The following is an 18,202-nucleotide window of genomic DNA, read 5'->3' as shown; positions in this document are numbered from 1 at the left end:
CGAACCACCGCCGGCGGCCGGTCCCAGCCCGGCCGAGGCGGAGCAGGACACAACTCCATGAACCACCAAAGTGGCCGTCTAGGTGCCGTGTTGACGCAACGCCCCGAGCACGGTGCTCAAGACAGCCACTGCCCCCGCCTTGTCCAGCGGATCGTTGCCGTTCCCGCACTTCGGCGACTGGACGCAGGACGGGCATCCCGTCGGGCACTCGCAGGAGACGATCGCCTCCCGCGTAGCGACCAGCCACGGGACAATCGCGGCATAACCGCGTTCGGCGAATCCCGCACCCCCGGGATGGCCGTCATGCACGAACACCGTCGCCTCCCCGGTGTCTTCGTGCCACGCGGTACTCACCCCGCCGATGTCCCATCGGTCGCACGTAGCGAACAGCGGTAGCAGGCCGATCGCCGCGTGCTCGGCGGCATGCAGGGCACCGGGGACCCGTGCCGGAACCAATCCGGCACCCCCCGGTGCCCTGCCACCCTCGTGAACGGACCCCCGACCGTTCGCCAGGGTCTCCTCCCCGGTCCCCACCGGCCCCGCAGATTCGGTCCCCACCCGATGGCCCCCGGTCCCCGCCACGCCATCGACAGCAGGAGCAGCCTCGAGCAGTTCCGACGAGACCGTGTACCAGACCGCCCGCGTGCGCAGGCTCTGCTCCGGCAGGTCGAGCGGCGTGTGGTCCAGCACCTCCCCCGACGGACGTCGCCGCAGGTAGCCGACGACCTGCGACGTCACGGCCACCTCGCCGAGGCAGACGCTCACCCCGCCGAAGTCCTGCTTTTCGGAAGTGCTCAGCACCGCGATGTCGACGATCTCGCGCGGGGTCGTCGTCCAGTCCGGGTTCTCCGCGTGCACCATCGCCAGCCCTTGCTCCAGGTCCAGCTCGTCGACCACGTACGACGACCCCTGGTGCAGGTACACCGCGCCGGGGTGGACCGCGAAGCACGCCGACCCCGGGTCGACCGTTCCCAGCATCCGCCCGGAGTCCGACTCGACCACCGCGACCTGCTCGCCGCCCGTCCCGCGGATCCCGACCTCGGCGTGCGGCCGGTCCCGGGACGTCCAGTACCAGCCGCTCGACCTGCGCCGGAGCAACTTCTGCTCCGCCAGCTCGGCCAGCACGTCCTGGGCTGCCGCGCCGCCGAACATCTCCAGCTCGGGAACGGTCAGCGGCAGTTCGGCCACGGCGCACGCGAGCTGCGGCGCCAGCACGTACGGGTTCGCCGGGTCGAGCACCGCCGTCTCGACCGGACGCTCGAGCAGCGCCGCCGGGTGGTGCACCAGGTATGTGTCGAGCGGGTCGTCCCGCGCCACGAACACCACCAGCGCCGAGTCGCCGGAGCGGCCCGCCCGCCCGGCCTGCTGCCAGAACGACGCGAGCGTGCCCGGGTAGCCGGCCAGCACCACGGCATCCAGCCCCGCGATGTCGACGCCAAGCTCCAGCGCGTTGGTCGTCGCGACCCCCAGCAGCCGCCCCGACAGCAACGCCGCTTCGAGCGCCCGCCGTTCCTCCGGAAGATAGCCAGACCGGTACGCCGCAACGGTTTCCGATAATCGAGGGTCCACTTCGGACAAGATGCGACGCGCACCCAGCGCGGCCAGCTCCGCGCCCCGCCGCGACCGGATGAACGCCAGTGACCGCGCGCCTTCGACGACCAGGTCGGCCAGGATCCGCGACGTCTCCGCGCCCGCCGACCGTCGGACCGGCGCGCCGTTCTCCCCGGTCAGTTCCTCCAGCAGCGGCGGCTCCCACAACACGACCGTCCGAGCGCCGCGCGGCGAAGCGTCCTCCGTGACCGCCTCGCACGAAACCCCGGTGAGCCGCGAAGCGAACGAAGCAGGCGAAGCCGTCGTCGCCGAAGCAAGCACGAACACCGGCGAAGCACCGTAATGCTCGGCAACGCGCCGAAGCCGCCGAAGCAGCAGCGCGACGTGCGAGCCGAAGACGCCGCGATAGCTGTGGCACTCGTCGACCACCACGCAGCTGAGCCGCCGGAAGAACTGCGCCCACCGCCCGTGCTGGGAAAGGATCCCGCGGTGCAGCATGTCCGGGTTGGTGAACACCCAGTTCGCGTGCGCGCGCACCCAGTCGCGCTCCACCATCGGCGTGTCCCCGTCGAACGACGCCGCCCGGACGCCCGGGACGTCCAAAGAGGACACCGACCGCAGCTGGTCGGCCCCCAGCGCCTTGGTCGGCGACAGGTACAGCGCGTTCGCCTTCTCGCCCGCGGCCAGCCGGGACAGCACCGGCAGCTGGTAGGCCAGCGACTTACCCGACGCCGTGCCGGTCGAAATCACGACATGACGACCCTCGTACGCGTGCGAAGCAGCTTCGGCTTGGTGTGCCCAAGGGGCCGAAACGCCGCAGTCACTCAGCGCAGTCACCACGGCCGGATCGGCCCACGACGGCCACTCTGCGTAACGCGCGTTTCGGCCCGGAAGGTCCGCCACGTGCGTGACCGGATCCTCGCGCGACGGGATGCCGGCGGTCACCCGCCCCAGCAGCCGCCGGCCCCGTGAGTCGTCCACCAGCCGAGCTTCGCACAGGGGTCCGACAGTTTCCGCATCCCGGAGTGATCCTCAAGCGCGCCAACGGATCGGCGAATGAGTGATCGATCAAGTGAGGAGCCTCACAAGGTAACGGAATGTACCGTCACCGGGACGGCGTGAAGACGCTGGTTGCGATACCAATACACTCCCGCAATCCACACCCTCTGTGGTGAGCGTCATGTGAGACGTGCGTTGCTGCCCGGCTAGCGTGTCGCTCCGTACAGGGTCCATGCCAGCGCCGGCCGTGTCGAACCCTCGGCTCGTCGACGCTGGCGATCGGCGACGTCTCCTGGAGGACGAATGTCACGGCAGTTCCTCGCGGAGGGCGCGGGCACCATCGCGCTCACCGGAGGTGGCTACACGATTGTCGGTGTAGTCGCCGTGGTCGCGCTTGCCGCACTCGTCATCGGCTACGTCCTGCTCAAGGAGGTGCTGGCCGCGGGCCAGGGCACCGCCAAGATGCAGGACATCGCCAAGGCGGTGCAGGAAGGCGCGGCTGCTTACCTCAAGCGGCAGCGGAACACCCTCGCCATTTTCGGCGCGATCGTGTTCCTCCTGCTCTTCGCACTTCCCGCCGACGACTGGAACGAGAAGATCGGTCGTTCGATCTTCTTCCTGGTCGGTGCGGCGTTCTCGTTCGCGATCGGTTACCTCGGCATGTGGCTGGCCACGCAGGCGAACCTGCGCGTGGCCGCCGCGTCGCGTGAGGAAGGCGGCCGTGAGGTCGCCATGCGCGTGGCGTTCCGCACCGGTGGTGTCGTCGGCATGATCACCGTCGGCCTCGGCCTGTTCGGTGCCGCGGTCGTCGTGCTGGTCTACACCGGCCAGGCGCCCAAGGTGCTCGAGGGCTTCGGCTTCGGCGCCGCCCTGATCGCGATGTTCATGCGTGTCGGCGGCGGTATCTTCACCAAGGCCGCCGACGTCGGCGCGGACCTGGTCGGCAAGGTCGAGCAGGGCATCCCGGAGGACGACCCGCGCAACGCCGCGACCATCGCGGACAACGTGGGCGACAACGTCGGTGACTGCGCCGGCATGGCCGCGGACCTCTTCGAGTCCTACGCCGTCATGCTGGTCGCCGCGCTGATCCTGGGCAGCACCGCCTTCGGCGTGCACGGCCTGATCTTCCCGCTGATCGTGCCGGCCATCGGTGTCATCACCGCGGTCATCGGTGTCTACATCACCAAGGCGCGCGCCGGCGAAGGCGGCCTGGTCACGATCAACCGCTCCTTCTACATCTCCGCGGTCATTTCCGCGGTCCTGTCGGCCATCGCGGCGTTCGTGTACCTGCCGAGCAGCTTCTCCGACTTCGGCGGGGACTTCGCGAAGACCGCGGGCAACCCGGCGGTCATCGCGACCATCGCGGTGATCATCGGCATCGTGCTCGCCGCGGTCATCCTGAAGCTGACCGGCTACTACACCGGCACCGAGTACAAGCCGGTCAAGGACGTCGCGCAGACGTCGGAGACCGGTGGCGCGACCGTCATCCTCTCGGGCATCTCGGTCGGGTTCGAGTCCGCCGTCTACACCGCGCTGGTGATCGGCGCGGCCGTGTTCGGCGCCTACCTGCTGGGCGGCGGCGTCGCGCTGTTCGCCGTGGCGCTGGCCGGCACCGGCCTGCTGACCACCGTCGGCGTCATCGTCGCGATGGACACCTTCGGCCCGGTTTCGGACAACGCGCAGGGCATCGCCGAGATGTCGGGCGACGTCGACGAGAAGGCCGCGCAGATCCTCACGGAGCTGGACGCGGTGGGCAACACCACCAAGGCCATCACCAAGGGCATCGCGATCGCGACCGCCGTCCTCGCGGCGACCGCGCTCTTCGGCTCCTACTCGGACGCGATCGAGAAGACGCTGTCGGGCATGGGCGCCGGCGTGGCCTCCGGCCTCGACGCGGCGAACTCGTTCGTCAACACGATCGTCAGCCCGAACACGCTGGTCGGCGTCATCATCGGTGCGGCCGTGGTGTTCATGTTCTCCGGTCTCGCCGTCAACGCGGTCTCCCGCGCCGCCGGCGCGGTGGTCTACGAGGTCCGTCGCCAGTTCCGCGACATCCCCGGGATCATGGAGGGCACCACCCGCCCCGAGTACGGCAAGGTCGTCGACATCGTCACGCGCGACTCGCTGCGTGAGCTGACGACGCCGGGTCTGCTGGCGGTCTTCGCCCCGATCGCGGTCGGCTTCGGCCTGGGCACCGGCGCGCTCGCCGGCTACCTGGCCGGTGCGATCGCCTGCGGCACCCTGATGGCGATCTTCCTCGCCAACTCCGGTGGCGCGTGGGACAACGCGAAGAAGCTGGTCGAGGACGGCAACCACGGTGGCAAGGGCTCGTCCGCGCACGAGGCCACCATCATCGGTGACACCGTCGGTGACCCGTTCAAGGACACCGCCGGCCCGGCGATCAACCCGCTGATCAAGGTCATGAACCTGGTCTCCGTGCTGATCGCGCCCGCCGTCGTCCAGTTCTCGATCGGCCCCGACGAGAACGCCGCGGTCCGCATCATCATCTCGCTGGTCGCGCTCGCCGTGATCGTCGCGGCGATCGTGGTGTCGAAGCGCCGGGGAACCGTCCTCACGGACACCCCGACGGAGATCAAGGCCTGACGCACACCGTCCCCGGGCCCGGCACGCAGCGTCGCGTGCCGGGCCCGGGGCGTGTCGGGGCATCCCACACAGGCCCGGCGACTTGCGAAGCGGCACCGAGTCGGTACCGTCGGGCTCTCCGGGACGTCGTCGAGCAGGAGGTGTTCAGGTGCGGCCGCGGTCAACCGTCTTCGCCGCCCTAACCACGACGATCACCATCGGCCTCGCCGGTTGCGGGCAGCAAGCCACGCAGGCGCCGGCGCGGGACCAGGGTCTGTCGGTGACGACCGTGGTGCCGCAGGCCGATCCGGCGGCGAGATGGGCGGACGCCTACTGCGGCGCCGTGACGCACCTGGTCCGCACCCTGGCGGCGCTGCCCACCGTCGACCCGAGCACGCCGCAGCAGGCGTCTCGGACCTCCAGTGACCTGCTCTCCTCGGTGGTCGGCGGGCTCGACCAGAGCCTCGCCGGGCTCACCTCGCTCGGCGCGCCGCCGGTGCCGTCGGCGGACGGCGGCCGCGAGGACGTCATCGGGCAGTTCGCCGACATCCGCGAACAGGCCGAGAACGCGCGTCAGCGCATCGACGCCGTCCGCGGTGACGCGGTGGCGACCAAGGAGGCGCTCGGCGAGGCCAAGGCCACGCTCGACCGCATCGACGCGCTCGACTACCTCAAGGGCCTCAAGGACGTCCCGGCCCTGGTAGCTGCGGAGCAGCGCGCTCCCGCGTGCCGTCAGCTGGATCAACCGCCTCGGTGAAGATCCGCGTGACTATCGCCACGAATCGAACTTGTGTTCTAGTATAGCGCGGTGGATCGGACGATCTCCCTCTTTTCCGCCGAGGCCAGCGGGCCGGGTCTGGGTGACCTGGCCGGGCTGTTGTGCTGCCACGGCCAGATCACCGGCTTCGGGCGCACGGCCGCCCGGCTGTCGGTGGTCGTCGAGGAACCGTGGCGGGCGCACATCCTGGCGCGCGAGTTCCGCTGCCGCGGTGCGGACGCCCAGGTCTCGAAGGCCGACTGCGGCAACCCGCAGGTCCGGACGTCCTTCCGGGTCGACCTGCTCCCGCTGGCGCTGCGGTGGCTGCGTGAGGGCTGCGCAGGGCCGGTCGAGGACGACTCGGGCAAGGCGGTGCCGGACGGTTTCCGGCTGAGCGGGGCGATGCTGCGGATGTGGGCGCTGGCCGGCGGCCGGCCCGGCACGCAGGGCTACCTGCTGGGTGTCGACCCGCTGGCGCCCGGCATGCACGAGCGGCTGGTCGAGGCGCTGACGCCGCTGGGCGTCGCGGCGAAGCTGACCGGCCCGAAGGTCGAAGTCCCGGCCGTCAAGGTCACCGGGAAACGCCGGTTGGAGGCGCTGCTGGAACTCATCGGGGAACCACCGCCGGGCGCCGAAGCGGCGTGGCCGGGGGCGGCGCCGCCGCAGCCGGTCTCGCACCCGGAGGCCGTGACGAGCACGGCCTGACCGGGTGCGAGAGCCGCGTCAGGGCCGGGGCAGGGTGCAGCCGGCCTGGGTGAGGGCGATTTCGTTGGCGGCGGTGAGGCAGGCGGGAATGCCGTACGTTTCCTGGCCGTAGTTCGTCAGGTGGTGGACGGTCACGTTCCCGGCCTGGTCGACCTCGCACGGGTTGTTCTCCGTGCAGCGCTGGCCGTCCTCGTTGCCGGTGTTGTTCACGCCGACGACCTTGCCGCCGGAGACGATCGGCGAGCCCGACGTGCCGCCGATGGTCTGGCAGGCGGACGTGTAGCGGATCGAGTCCTTCCAAGTCCAGCTGCCCTCCTTCAGCCGGTAGACGAAGCCGTCGACGTTGCAGGAGTAGATCCGCTTCCAGTAGCCCGACACGACGTCGATCGCGATGCCGGCGGCCGGGTGCGCGTTCGACAGCTCGAGCGGTGAGATGCCGTAGCTCGACTTGATCTGCGCGTAGGTGGTGGTGAGCTGGTAGAGCGACACGTCGGTGTCGGTCATCGTCCCGTAGACGATCTTCTTGGCCCGGAGCGTGCCCGCGTTGCCGCCGCTCGCGTTGAGCAGCGTGAACGTCCGGCTGGAGGTCCGGTTGGTGATGACCTGGCCGGGGCCGGGGAAGCCGGTCTCGAGGCAGTGCCCGTTGGACATGACGAGCGCGGGGGCGGTGTCGGGTGTCGCGGCGGGCTTGACCACCGAACCCGAGCAGTTGGACAGGGCTACCGTGCCGGCGAAGTTCGCCGCGGCCGCACTCGCCGGAGTGGTCCCCAGTAATACTGTGGCGGTCGCGGCGGTGAGCAGGGCGCCGAGGAGGCGTCGGGTCATGGCGGATCCTTTCGGCTGAGCGGGGAATTCAGTGAAGCGGTCACGTCCCCGCGCCCACCACCGTCGAACGGAGGGTATCCACACGGTCACGCGCTAGGCTGCGCGGGACGTGGCCGAAATCACGTGGCAGGTACGTTGGGGAAACATCGTCGAGGTCAGCGGCGATGCGCTGGGCACAGGACCGGCGGCGTGTTGGGCCACCTCCGCGCCGTCCGGGCCGGAACAGCGTGCACACTGGCAGGTCGAGACACGGGCCCGGACCCCCAAGGGGGACGGGGCGCAGTGCAGTCCCGCGGCGGTGGGACGAGATGAGCGGAGAGCAGGACAGCGTGGCAGGAGCACGGACCAAGAAGAACGGAGCCTCGGCGGACAACGGCGCCGGGCACCGGCGGCTGGTGATCGTCGAGTCCCCGACGAAGGCCCGCAAGATCGCCCCCTACCTCGGCGGCGGTTACGTCGTCGAGTCCTCCGTCGGGCACATCCGCGACCTGCCGCGCGGTGCCGCCGACGTGCCCGCCCAGTACAAGGGTGAGTCCTGGGCACGCCTCGGCGTCGACGTCGACAACGGCTTCAAGGCGCTCTACGTCGTCACCCCGGACAAGAAGTCCAAGGTCACCGAGCTCAAGGGGCTGCTCAAGGACGTCGACGAGCTCTACCTCGCGACGGACCCCGACCGCGAGGGCGAGGCCATCGCGTGGCACCTGCTCGAGACGCTCAAGCCGAAGGTCCCGGTCCGCCGGATGGTCTTCCACGAGGTCACCGAGCAGGCGATCCTCGCGGCCGCCGACTCCACTCGTGAGCTGGACGCCGACCTCGTCGACGCCCAGGAGACCCGCCGCATCCTCGACCGCCTCTACGGCTACGAGGTCTCGCCGGTGCTGTGGAAGAAGGTCATGCCGAAGCTCTCGGCGGGCCGCGTGCAGTCGGTGGCGACCCGGATCGTCGTCGAGCGCGAACGCGAGCGGATGCGCTTCACCTCGGCGTCCTACTGGGACATCTCGGCGACGATGGACGCCGGTGAAGAGGCCTCGCCGCGGAACTTCGCGGCCCGGCTCGTCGCCGTCGACGGCGCGCGCCTGGCCACCGGCCGCGACTTCGGCTCGGACGGGCAGCTCAAGTCGTCGAACAACGAGATCCGCGTGCTGGCCGAGGCCGACGCCCGGCGCTTGGCCGACGCGCTCAAGCAGCGTGACTTCAAGGTCTCGAGCGTCGAGGAAAAGCCGTACACGCGGAAGCCGTACGCGCCGTTCATGACCTCGACGCTGCAGCAGGAGGCGGGCCGCAAGATGCGGTTCACCTCGGAGCGCACCATGCGGATCGCGCAGAAGCTGTACGAGAACGGTTACATCACTTATATGCGTACCGACTCGACGACCCTGTCGGAGTCGGCGATCTCGGCGGCCCGCAGCCAGGCCACGCAGCTGTACGGCAAGGAGTACGTCTCGCCGTCGCCGCGCCAGTACACGCGCAAGGTCAAGAACGCGCAGGAGGCGCACGAGGCGATCCGTCCCTCGGGTGAGGTCTTCCGCACGCCGGGGCAGGTCGCGAGCGAGCTGGACACCGACGAGTACCGCCTCTACGAGATGATCTGGCAGCGCACGATCGCGTCGCAGATGGCGGACGCCAAGGGCACCACGATGTCCGTGCGCATCGTCGGCAACGCGACTTCGGGCGAGGAGTGCACCTTCGCCGCTTCGGGCCGCACGATCACCTTCGCGGGCTTCCTGAAGGCGTACGTCGAGGCGGTCGACACCGAGACCGGTGGCGATGCCGACGACAAGCAGAGCCGTCTGCCGGTGCTGGAGAAGGACCAGGACCTCACCGCGACCGAGCTGAACCCGGACGGCCACACCACGTCGCCGCCGGCCCGGTACTCCGAGCCGAGCCTGGTCAGCAAGCTGGAAGAGCTGGGCATCGGTCGCCCGTCGACGTACGCGTCGATCATCAAGACCATCCAGGACCGCGGGTACGTCTGGAAGAAGGGCTCCGCGCTCGTTCCGTCGTGGGTCGCGTTCGCCGTGATCGGCCTGATGGAACGGCACTTCGAGCGGCTCGTCGACTACGACTTCACCGCCGGCATGGAGGACGAGCTCGACCGCATCGCCAACGGCGACGAGCAGCGCGGGCAGTGGCTGTCGAAGTTCTACTTCGGCGGCGACATGGGCGTCGACGGCTCGATCGGCCGCTTGGGCGGGCTGAAGAAGCTCGTCGAAGGCAGTGTCGAGGACATCGACGCGCGGGAGATCAACTCGATCCCGCTGTTCAGCGACGCCGACGGGCACACCGTCGTGGTCCGCGTCGGCCGCTACGGGCCGTACCTCGAGCGTGAGGTCGACGGCGAGTCGCAGCGCGCGAACCTGCCCGAGGACCTGCCGCCGGACGAGCTCTCGCAGGAGATCGCGGAGAAGCTGTTCGCGACCCCGCAGGAGGGCCGCACGCTGGGCACCGACCCGGTGAGCGGGAACCCGATCGTCGCGAAGGAAGGCCGCTTCGGGCCGTACGTCACCGAGCTGCTGCCGGAGATCGAGATCCCCGAGGACGCCACGGCGGCGCAGAAGAAGGCCGCCAAGGCGAAGGCGCCGAAGCCGCGTACGGGCTCGCTGTTCAAGTCGATGGACACCGAGACCATCACGCTCGAAGAGGCGCTGAAGCTGCTTTCGCTGCCGCGCGTGGTCGGCAAGGACCCGGAGTCCGGTGACGAGATCACGGCGCAGAACGGGCGCTACGGGCCGTACCTGAAGAAGGGCACGGATTCGCGTTCGCTCTCGACCGAGGACCAGCTGTTCTCGATCACGGTCGAAGAGGCGCTGAAGATCTACGCCGAGCCGAAGCAGCGTGGGCGGTCCGCCACGGCGAAGCCGCCGCTCAAGGAGCTCGGCGAGGACCCGGTGTCGAAGAAGCCGATGGTGGTCAAGGACGGGCGGTTCGGCCCGTACGTGACCGACGGCGAGTACAATGCGACGCTGCGGAAGGGCGACGAGATCGAGTCGCTGACGGCCGAGCGGGCGTCCGAGCTGCTCGCGGAGAAGCGGGCGAAGGGTCCGGCGCCGAAGCGGAAGGCGCCGGCGCGCAAGCCGGCTTCGACGACGGCGAAGACGGTCAAGGCGGGCACGAGCAAGACCGCCAAGGCCGCGGCCGCGAAGTCCACCACGGCGAAGCGCAGCTCGACCGCGACGAAGGCCAAGTAAGACCGCTCGGAAGGGCCCCCGGTGCGCCGGGGGCCTTTCTGGCGCTCGGCCACACTTTCGGGTGACACCTCGAACGGATGTTCGGGAAATTGTCGGTGGTCCCGGGTTTCCTGAACGCGTGACCACGACACCACGCACCGTGCACACGGTGACCACCAAGATCCTCAAGCCGGTCCGGGCGGCGGCCGCCGGCAGCTCCACCGCCGCGGACCTGATCGAATCGCTCCCCGGTTTCGCGGGCACCGGCGGCGTCTGCGGCGTGGCCGTCGCGGTGTTCGGCGAGCCGTGGACATCGGCGTTCTTCGACGACCGGACGCGGTTCGGCGTCGCCGGCGAGGGGGTGCGCCTGTCCGGGCCTTCGCCGGATTCGGTCGCGGAGTTGCTCGCCCTGGCGCTGACGCGGCTGCCACCGCATCCGCCGGCGCCGGGCGAGGGGTCGTACCTCGACGCTGACGAGCGCGGAGTGCTCGAGCCCGAGCAGGAGTGCCTGATCTTCGACCTGATGGAGGACCTGCGCCGGCCGCGGCTGGGCACCATCCAGTTCGACATCGTGCGCGACGGCGCGCGGTGGCCGTGGGAGATGCTGGCGTTCGTCGACGACGACCGCGGCCGGCACCTCGCGGCACTGGGCAGACGCCGGGGCGGTCACCGCCGGTTCTGGTGGCTGCCCGGAAGTGTGGAGAGGCTCGCGGAGTTCGTCGAAGGGCGGGTGCCGGAGCATGCCTGAGCCGCTCGCCGACCGCTCACCGAACGATGTCACCCAGTCGAACATATGTGCGAGAAATTGTCGGTGCCAGGGTGTTCAATCTAGGGGTGAACACTTCAGTCGCCGTCTTCGACGTCATCGACGAGGTCATCGCCCCGCTGTCGGCCGAGGTGCCGGAGCGGCCCTCGGTGATGGAGTTCTACGACCCCGAGTTCGAGATCCCGCCGGTGCTGGCGGACACCGAACCGCTGCCGGGCCGTCGCTCCTCGCCTGCGCGCACCCTCGCCGACGAGGTGGAGCAGTACACCCGGTTCGTCGCCGGGATGGCCGCGATCGGCCTCGCCCCGGGCGGCGAGGTCACCCCGGAAGCCGTCGGGCTGTACCGGGCGCTGCGGGGCGGCTTCATCCGCGGCGTGGTCACGGGCGTCTTCCCGGCGCGGCGAGAGCCGTGGGAAGTCCGGTTCTTCGGCGACGAGGACTACACCACGGTGCTGCACAAGCTGGGCAACCGCGCGCGCCTGCGGTCCGGCTTCCTGAGCGAGCTGCCGGGCTGGGTGTTCGACGGCCTGCCCGACCGGCCGCCGGGCCCCGGGCAGCACGTGCGCATCGAGACCGACGAGGGAGGGCTGATCCCGCGCCGGTGCGAGCAGGCGGTCGAGCTGATCCGCGAGTGCGCGGCCCGGCCGCGGCTGGGCACGGTGCTGGTCGACCTCGCGGTGCGCAACGCGATCCTGGCCGAGTACCCGCACGGCGCGTTCGGGCTGGTGGACAACGACCTGGGCCGCTACCAGTTCAGCGCGGCGGTCGGCCGGACGGGGCGCTGGACGGTCACGTGGGGGCCGGCCTCGCGGAGCACGGCCGAGCAGTGGATCGTCGAGGCGGTGCAGAGCCATGCGTGAGCAGGTGTCGCCGGAGGAGCCGGCTCGGCTGGGTCTCACGGTGCGCGCCGCGATTCTCGCGGCAGCCGAGCTGATCAGCGACGTGCCGATCCCGCGGAGTCCGGTGCGGGCTGAGCTACCGGCGGGAGAGGCGGTGCAGGGCCATGCCTGAGCACGCGGCGGTGCGAACGACGGACGGGGAAGGAGTGGACCGCGTGGTCGAGGCGGCCCCGAGGGACCTGACGGTCCGCGAGGCGATCCTCGCGGCGGCCGAGCTGAACGGCGGCGTGCCGGAGCCGCGGGCGGCCGCGGCTCCGGCGGGTGCGGCCGGTTCGGAGGCCGAGGTGGACGAGAGGCGGCGGCATGGTTGAACGCACGGCGGCCCGGGAGCTGCTCGAACTGGCCGCCGGCCCGGTGCTGGCGGCGATGCCGGACCGCGAGCCGGTCGACCGGCTCTACAACCCGGAGGTCAGCGACCACGACATCCTGGTGCACGGACCGGTTTCCGACGACCCCGCCGACCTGGTGGCCGAGGTCGAGCGGCACACGGCGTGGGCCGCCTGGATCGACGGCACCCCGTTCGGCGTGGACGGCGAGCTCAACGAGGTCGGCTTCGAGGTGGTGTCGCTGATGCTGCGCGGTTCGGTCCGGGCGGCGCTGTGCGGCGTGTTCGACGACGGGCCGGAGGTGGCGGACATCCGCTGCTACGCGGACGGCGAACGGGCCTTCATGATGGGCTCGCTGCCCGGCCGCACGGCGATCCACCTGGCCGACTTCGAGGAGCTGCCGGAGATGCTGGTGGCGGAGCTGCCGGAGGCCCCGTTCGGCGCTTCGCCCCGCGCGATCTGGCTGTCGGTGGACGACGACGGCCTGGTCCACGACGGCCAGGACGCCGACGTGGGCGCGATGCGCGAGCTGCTGGGCCGTCCGCGCTCGGGCACGGCGGTGCTGGACATGCTGGCCTTCGGCGGCCTGTGCGCGGAGTTCCCGGACCACGGGTTCGTCCTGGTGGACACGGACCTGGGCCGCTTCGCCCTGGCCGCCCTCGACCGCGGCGACGGCCGCCGCCAGCTGGTCCTGAGCCCCTTCAGCCGCGGCATGCTCCGCGACTGGTGCCGGAAGATGGTCGACCTGGGCCAGGAGGAGGTGCCCTGAGAAGAGGGATCGCGACGATCCCGCGGCCAGCCCACCGCCCGACGCAGGCTCACCGACGCCGCCGAGCGGGGAGGGCTCCGGCTCTGGCGCCGCGCGGTTCGCGGGAGGGTGCGCGGCGGTTGCGGGAGGGGCATCGGCTCGCGCGGTCGCGGGAGAGCGCGCCAACTTCATGCGGTTGCGGGAGGGGTGTCGGCCCGCGTGGTCGCGGGAGGTGCGCCAGCCTCATGCGGCCGCAGGAGGAGTGTCGGCGCTCGCAGTCTCGGAAGGATGGCGCCTCACGTGCTCGTGCGGAGGCGTGCCGCCGCAGCCCGAGCGGCGCCGGCGAGCGCCCCAGCACCCCAAACGCCATCGAAACCCTCAGTCACCACCCTCGCCGGCGCCGATGCTCCAACCAGCCGCCGCCGACCCGCCAACCGGCGCATCCCGCCCGCCCGGCGCCTCCAGGCAAACCCGTCCCCGACCCGATCGCAAACCGGCAAACTGGTCACCGGAGGCCGGCCCCTGGCCAACCCCTCCCGACGACCCCTGTGACCCGACTCACTACGATCCGTCACCATTGGCGGTCGACCGGACCACCGGCGGACTGGACACTGCAGGGGGTTCGGGCACGGGCTTGCGCTGCGTGACCGACCCTCCATTACAGACAGAGCCATTGGGCGGATGCGTTATCCGCCATCGTCGCTACCCTGGAAAGGCGAGGACATTCAGTAGTGAGGTGGTCACCATGAGCGCGAACGGTGAGGCTCCCTTCTTCAATGCCCCCGAGCTCACTCAGCGCGACGGCACATCGTCCGAAGCCCCTGGCGAAATGTTCGCCGACCCGGTCTCGGGACTGGTCACGGCGGCGCCCGAGCCACGCACCGCGGTCGCCAATGGCCACGAGCCCGCCGCCTTCCCGGTGGCCGGGCCCGTGCAGCACGACGAGGAAGCCGTGCGGCGGATGGTCGAGGAGACCCTCCGGGAGGAGAACTCCGGCACTCCGGCGGCGATCCCGCCGGCCGGCACCACGAGCAACGTCGGCGAAGCCCCGGATCCGCCCATGGGGCTCCTTCCGCGGCAGCGGAACCGGCGGCGCACCTGGCCCAGCCGGCCGCCGATGCTGAAGCGGCCCGTGCGGCAGCAGGCACCCGTCGAGGACGACTTCGACGAAGACCTCGAAGTGGTGCCCGTCAAGCGGCGGCGGCTGCCGTCGATGTCGATGCCGTCCCTCAACCGGCCGTCGTCGAGCGCGGCCGGGGTCATGCTCGCCGTGGCGTTGCTGATCGTGTTCGGTTTCGTCGCCATCGAGCTGGTGTCCAGCCTGGTCAGCAGCGTGACCGGACTGTTCGACTAGCTTTCGCTCGCTGTTCCCCACCCCACCGGCACCTCGGGGCCGTCCGCGAGGCAAGGTCCGATCGGGCTACCCTGGCTTCACGGTCGGGCGACCTCACGAGGGCGTCCGGCACCGCGGTGACTAGTGGGGTGGGCGTATCAGCGAGGGCGTGCGATCGGTACCCGGGGCCGGCCCGGGTGGGTCGTCGGGCGCCGAGGCGTCCACGATCAGCCGGGTCCGGCGGGTACTGGCGATCAAACCGTTCCGGCGCCTCTGGGGCGTCACGTACCTGTGCAGCGTGGCCGACTGGCTGAACATCCTCGCCCTCACCGGCCTGGCCACGAAGCTGACGAACAACTACTTCGCCCAGAACTTCGCGTTCGTGGGCGTGGTGCTGACCGGCCTGGCACCGGGGCTGTTGTTCGCCCCGGTCGGCGGGCTGCTCGCGGACCGGTTCGACCGCCGCAAGGTCATGGTGGTCGCCGACCTGCTGCGCTGCGGTTTCCTGCTGTCCATCGCCTTCGTCAGCGCGCCCTGGTGGCTGCTCGTCGGCAACTTCCTGGTCGGCAGCGCGGCGAGCATGTGGATCCCGTCCAAGGAAGCGGCGGTCCCGAACCTGCTCCGCCGGCCCGACCAGGTCGAGACGGCCAACCAGCTCGGCATGGTGATGACCTACGGCCTCGCCGTCATCACCGCGGCCGGCGCGAACGCGATCATCACCGGCGTCAACACGACCTTCCACCTCTTCCCCGGCGAGAGCGCGAGCCTCAGCATCGCGAAGCTGGTCGTCATCATCACCGGCCTGCTCTACCTGGCCAGCGCCATCCTCATCGCCACCCGGATCCCCGAGCTTTCGCTGCGCAACGTCCACGCGCTGCCGGAGCAGAAGGTCAAGGCGGCTGACGAGGAGAAGCTCGGCGTCGGCACGATGATCGCCGACGGCTTCCGGTTCATCCGCAGCACGCCGCTCGTGCGCGGCCTGCTGGTGGGCGCGTTCGGCGCGTTCGCCGCGGGCGGCGCGGTGATCGGCTCCGCCAAGCCGTACTCCTCGAGCCTGCTGGCCGGTGACTCGGCGTTCAGCCTCCTGGTACTGGCCGTCTTCCTGGGCCTGGCCTCCGGGATGGCCTTCGCGCCCAAGCTCTCGCGGCGGCTCCCGCACGACCGGCTGTTCGGCGTCTCCATCATCGCGGCCGGGCTTTCGCTCGCGCTGGTGGCGTTGTCGCCGCACCTGTCGATCTCGCTCATCACCGTGGTCCTGGTCGGATTCTGGGCCGGGACGGCGTTCCTGACCGGTGTCACGATCATCGGCTCCCGCGTCGAAGACGCCATCCGCGGCCGGATCAACGCGATCTACCAGCTGATGATGAAGCTCGTGCTGTTCGGCACGACGGTCACCGTGCCGGTCCTGGTCGGTGTGGTGGCGCCGCACACCATCAACGTCTGGGGCAGCCCGGTCACGATCGACGGCACGCGGCCGATCATGCTCGCCGGCGCCGCGATCGCGCTGGTCGCCGGGCTCTTCGCCTACCGGCAGATGGACGACAAGCGCACCGAGCCGATCCTGTCGGACCTGCGCAACGCGCTGCGCCGCACCCCGAGGCGCGTCAACGGCTTCCTCATCGCCGTCGAGGGCACCACCGCGATCAACACCGCGATCCAGGCCGTCAACCTGGCCGACTGGATGCGCGGCGGCACCCGGCCCGTCGTGGTCGCCGCCGATCCGGCGCTCGACGACAAGCGGCTCACCGCGCTCGTCTCCGGCGCTTCGCTGACCGGCGCGCGGGCCCAGGCGCTGGCCGCCGCCGCGGTGCGGGCGGACATCGTCGAGCGGCACGTGCAGCCGGCGCTCGACGCCGGTTCCGTCGTGGTGATGGAACGGTTCGTCGACTCGCCGTTGGCGCACCTCTCGGCCGTCGCCGGCTTGGACAGCGACGAGCTCGAAGGCCTCGCCGACTGGGCGACCGGGCGGCTGCGGCCGGACCTCACCGTCCTGCTGGACTCCGCCCCGCACGCCGCCCCGCGCGACCGGTCGACCGCGATGAACGACCAGTGGCGCGTCCAGCACCTGCTCACCGAGATGGCAGCGGCCGACCCGGAACGCTACGTCGTGATCGACGCCGACGGCACCGACACCGAGGTCGCCGAGCGCATCCGCACGGCCCTGCGCGCCGTGTTCGTCGGCCGGTTGTCCGCACTGGCCCCGATGGCCGACGCGCCGACGAACGGAAACCCGGCGACCACCGACGGCCCGGCGACCGACCGGCCGTCGACCCTGCCGCTGGACCTCGACGACCCGCTGCCCGTCGAGGCAGCGGAAGAGCCTCGCGTGGAGGCGAAGTGACGACGACCGAACGCATCGGCGTCTGGAACCAGCTCGTCGGCCAGGAGCCCGCGGTCGAAACGCTGAGCGCGGCCGCGGCGGCCGCCGCGAAGATCGTCGCCGGCGAACCCGCGCCGCCCGGCGCGATGACGCACGCGTGGCTGCTCACCGGCCCGCCCGGGTCCGGCCGGTCGGTGGCCGCGCGGACGTTCGCCGCCGCCCTGCAGTGCAGCACCGGAACCGGCTGCGACGCCTGCCCGGGCTGCCACACGGTGATGGCGGGCACCCACGCCGACGTCCGGCTCGTGGTGCCGGAAGGCCTGTCCATCTCGGTCGCCGAGATGCGTGCCCTGGTGCAGGCGGCCGCGCGCCGCCCGACGACCGGCCACTGGCAGGTCGTGGTCATCGAAGACGCCGACCGGCTCACCGAAGGCGCGTCGAACGCGCTGCTGAAGGCCGTCGAAGAGCCGCCGGAGCGCACGGTCTTCCTGCTCTGCGCGCCGTCGGACCACCCTGACGACGTCTCGGTGACGATCCGTTCGCGCTGCCGCCTGGTGACGCTGCGGACGCCGCCGCCGGAAGCCATCGCGGACGTCCTGATGCGCCGAGACCACGTCGATCCGGAGCGAGCGCAGTGGGCGGCTTCGGTGTGCGGCGGCCACGTCGGCCGCGCGCGCCGGCTCGCCACCGACGAGGCCGCGCGCCAGCGCCGCGCCACCGTGCTGCGCATCCCGACGGGCCTGCGCCGGCCCGGTGACGTGTTCACCTGCGCCGACCAGCTGATCAGCGCGGCGGAGGCCGACGCGGGCGAAGCGAGCAAGGGCCGCGACGAGGACGAGCGCAACGAGCTGCGCACGGCGATGGGCGGCGACGGCGTCGGCAAGGGCGTCGCCGGGGCGAAGCGAGCCGCCGAAGCGGCGGTCAAGCAGCTCGAGAAGAAGCAGAAGTCCCGCGCCACGCGCACCCAGCGCGACACGCTCGACCTGTCCCTGATCGACCTGGCCGGCTTCTACCGCGACGTCCTGGTGACGACGACCCGCTCCGGCGCGACGCTCAACCACCCCGACCACGCCGACCAGATCCGCGAGGCCGCGCAGGCGTGGACACCGGAATCGACGCTTCGCCGTCTCGAAGCGGTGCTGGAATGCCGCGAGGCAATCGACCTGAACGTCAAGCCGCGCATCGCCGTCGAGGCGATGGTGACGACGCTCCGCCAGGGCTGA

General features: G+C 70.9%; 14 protein-coding genes. 12 read left to right on the top strand and 2 right to left on the bottom strand.

Annotation, left to right across the window (positions count from 1 at the left end):
* Positions 1–78: 78 nt before the first annotated feature.
* Positions 79–2,496, bottom strand: coding sequence for a DEAD/DEAH box helicase (locus QSK39_RS09010; RefSeq protein WP_285477970.1), 2,418 nt, complete (start codon positions 2,494–2,496; stop codon positions 79–81).
* 357 nt (positions 2,497–2,853) lie between these two features.
* On the opposite strand from QSK39_RS09010, the gene QSK39_RS09005 reads away from it, so the two are divergent.
* The 3 genes from QSK39_RS09005 (at position 2,854) to QSK39_RS08995 (ending at position 6,595) form a co-directional block, all read left to right on the top strand.
* Entirely contained in the window at positions 2,854–5,154 is a 2,301-nt protein-coding gene (locus QSK39_RS09005; protein ID WP_285477160.1) for a sodium-translocating pyrophosphatase, read from the top strand.
* A gap of 148 nt (positions 5,155–5,302) precedes the next feature.
* A complete protein-coding gene (locus QSK39_RS09000) occupies positions 5,303–5,890 on the top strand; it encodes a hypothetical protein (protein ID WP_285477159.1) in 588 nt (195 codons plus the stop codon).
* Between the two features lie 51 nt (positions 5,891–5,941).
* A complete protein-coding gene (locus QSK39_RS08995) occupies positions 5,942–6,595 on the top strand; it encodes a hypothetical protein (RefSeq protein ID WP_284745110.1) in 654 nt (217 codons plus the stop codon).
* Between the two features lie 18 nt (positions 6,596–6,613).
* Here the strand turns inward: QSK39_RS08995 and QSK39_RS08990 are convergent, their stop codons facing one another.
* Positions 6,614–7,420: a S1 family peptidase gene (locus tag QSK39_RS08990; RefSeq protein ID WP_285477158.1), complete on the bottom strand. Its 807-nt coding sequence runs from the start codon at positions 7,418–7,420 to the stop codon at positions 6,614–6,616.
* 308 nt (positions 7,421–7,728) lie between these two features.
* On the opposite strand from QSK39_RS08990, the gene topA reads away from it, so the two are divergent.
* The 9 genes from topA (at position 7,729) to QSK39_RS08945 (ending at position 18,202) form a co-directional block, all read left to right on the top strand.
* Positions 7,729–10,608 carry a type I DNA topoisomerase gene (topA, locus tag QSK39_RS08985; protein WP_285477157.1) on the top strand — a complete coding sequence of 960 codons (2,880 nt, stop codon included), beginning with the start codon at positions 7,729–7,731 and terminating at the stop codon, positions 10,606–10,608.
* 118 nt (positions 10,609–10,726) lie between these two features.
* The gene (locus tag QSK39_RS08980) at positions 10,727–11,335 is read left to right on the top strand and encodes a hypothetical protein (protein ID WP_285477156.1); all 609 of its coding nucleotides are present in this window, start codon (positions 10,727–10,729) and stop codon (positions 11,333–11,335) included.
* An 86-nt stretch (positions 11,336–11,421) separates the two neighbouring features.
* Positions 11,422–12,213, top strand: coding sequence for an ESX secretion-associated protein EspG (locus QSK39_RS08975; protein WP_285477155.1), 792 nt, complete (start codon positions 11,422–11,424; stop codon positions 12,211–12,213).
* Positions 12,206–12,364, top strand: a complete 159-nt coding sequence (locus tag QSK39_RS08970) for a hypothetical protein (RefSeq protein WP_285477154.1) — start codon at positions 12,206–12,208, stop codon at positions 12,362–12,364. The genes QSK39_RS08975 and QSK39_RS08970 overlap by 8 nt, the downstream gene beginning before the upstream one ends.
* A complete protein-coding gene (locus QSK39_RS08965) occupies positions 12,357–12,563 on the top strand; it encodes a hypothetical protein (protein ID WP_285477153.1) in 207 nt (68 codons plus the stop codon). Before QSK39_RS08970 ends, QSK39_RS08965 begins: the two co-directional genes overlap by 8 nt.
* Complete coding sequence (locus tag QSK39_RS08960) at positions 12,556–13,347, top strand: hypothetical protein (RefSeq protein ID WP_285477152.1); 792 nt, start codon at positions 12,556–12,558, stop codon at positions 13,345–13,347. The genes QSK39_RS08965 and QSK39_RS08960 overlap by 8 nt, the downstream gene beginning before the upstream one ends.
* Before the next feature lie 724 nt (positions 13,348–14,071).
* Positions 14,072–14,680 carry a hypothetical protein gene (locus QSK39_RS08955; RefSeq protein WP_285477151.1) on the top strand — a complete coding sequence of 203 codons (609 nt, stop codon included), beginning with the start codon at positions 14,072–14,074 and terminating at the stop codon, positions 14,678–14,680.
* A 148-nt stretch (positions 14,681–14,828) separates the two neighbouring features.
* The gene (locus tag QSK39_RS08950) at positions 14,829–17,000 is read left to right on the top strand and encodes a bifunctional MFS transporter/dTMP kinase (RefSeq protein WP_285477150.1); all 2,172 of its coding nucleotides are present in this window, start codon (positions 14,829–14,831) and stop codon (positions 16,998–17,000) included.
* A complete protein-coding gene (locus tag QSK39_RS08945; protein ID WP_285477149.1) occupies positions 16,997–18,202 on the top strand; it encodes a DNA polymerase III subunit delta' in 1,206 nt (401 codons plus the stop codon). The genes QSK39_RS08950 and QSK39_RS08945 overlap by 4 nt, the downstream gene beginning before the upstream one ends.

The organism is Amycolatopsis sp. NBRC 101858 (assembly GCF_030269325.1).
In the GTDB taxonomy this organism is placed as follows: Bacteria; Actinomycetota; Actinomycetes; order Mycobacteriales; family Pseudonocardiaceae; genus Amycolatopsis; species Amycolatopsis ponsaeliensis.
The sequence above is the reverse complement of the archived record's forward strand: the minus strand, read 5'-3'. Positions and strand labels throughout refer to the sequence as shown.

Bases quoted from the DNA above. Each gene is read 5' to 3' on its own strand.
- QSK39_RS08955 (WP_285477151.1), top strand. From the start codon at position 14,072: ATGAGCGCGAACGGTGAGGCTCCCTTCTTCAATGCCCCCGAGCTCACT.
- QSK39_RS08960 (WP_285477152.1), top strand. From the start codon at position 12,556: ATGGTTGAACGCACGGCGGCCCGGGAGCTGCTCGAACTGGCCGCCGGC.
- QSK39_RS09005 (WP_285477160.1), top strand. From the start codon at position 2,854: ATGTCACGGCAGTTCCTCGCGGAGGGCGCGGGCACCATCGCGCTCACC.
- QSK39_RS08970 (WP_285477154.1), top strand. From the start codon at position 12,206: ATGCGTGAGCAGGTGTCGCCGGAGGAGCCGGCTCGGCTGGGTCTCACG.
- QSK39_RS08965 (WP_285477153.1), top strand. From the start codon at position 12,357: ATGCCTGAGCACGCGGCGGTGCGAACGACGGACGGGGAAGGAGTGGAC.
- QSK39_RS08990 (WP_285477158.1), bottom strand. From the start codon at position 7,420: ATGACCCGACGCCTCCTCGGCGCCCTGCTCACCGCCGCGACCGCCACA.
- topA (WP_285477157.1), top strand. From the start codon at position 7,729: ATGAGCGGAGAGCAGGACAGCGTGGCAGGAGCACGGACCAAGAAGAAC.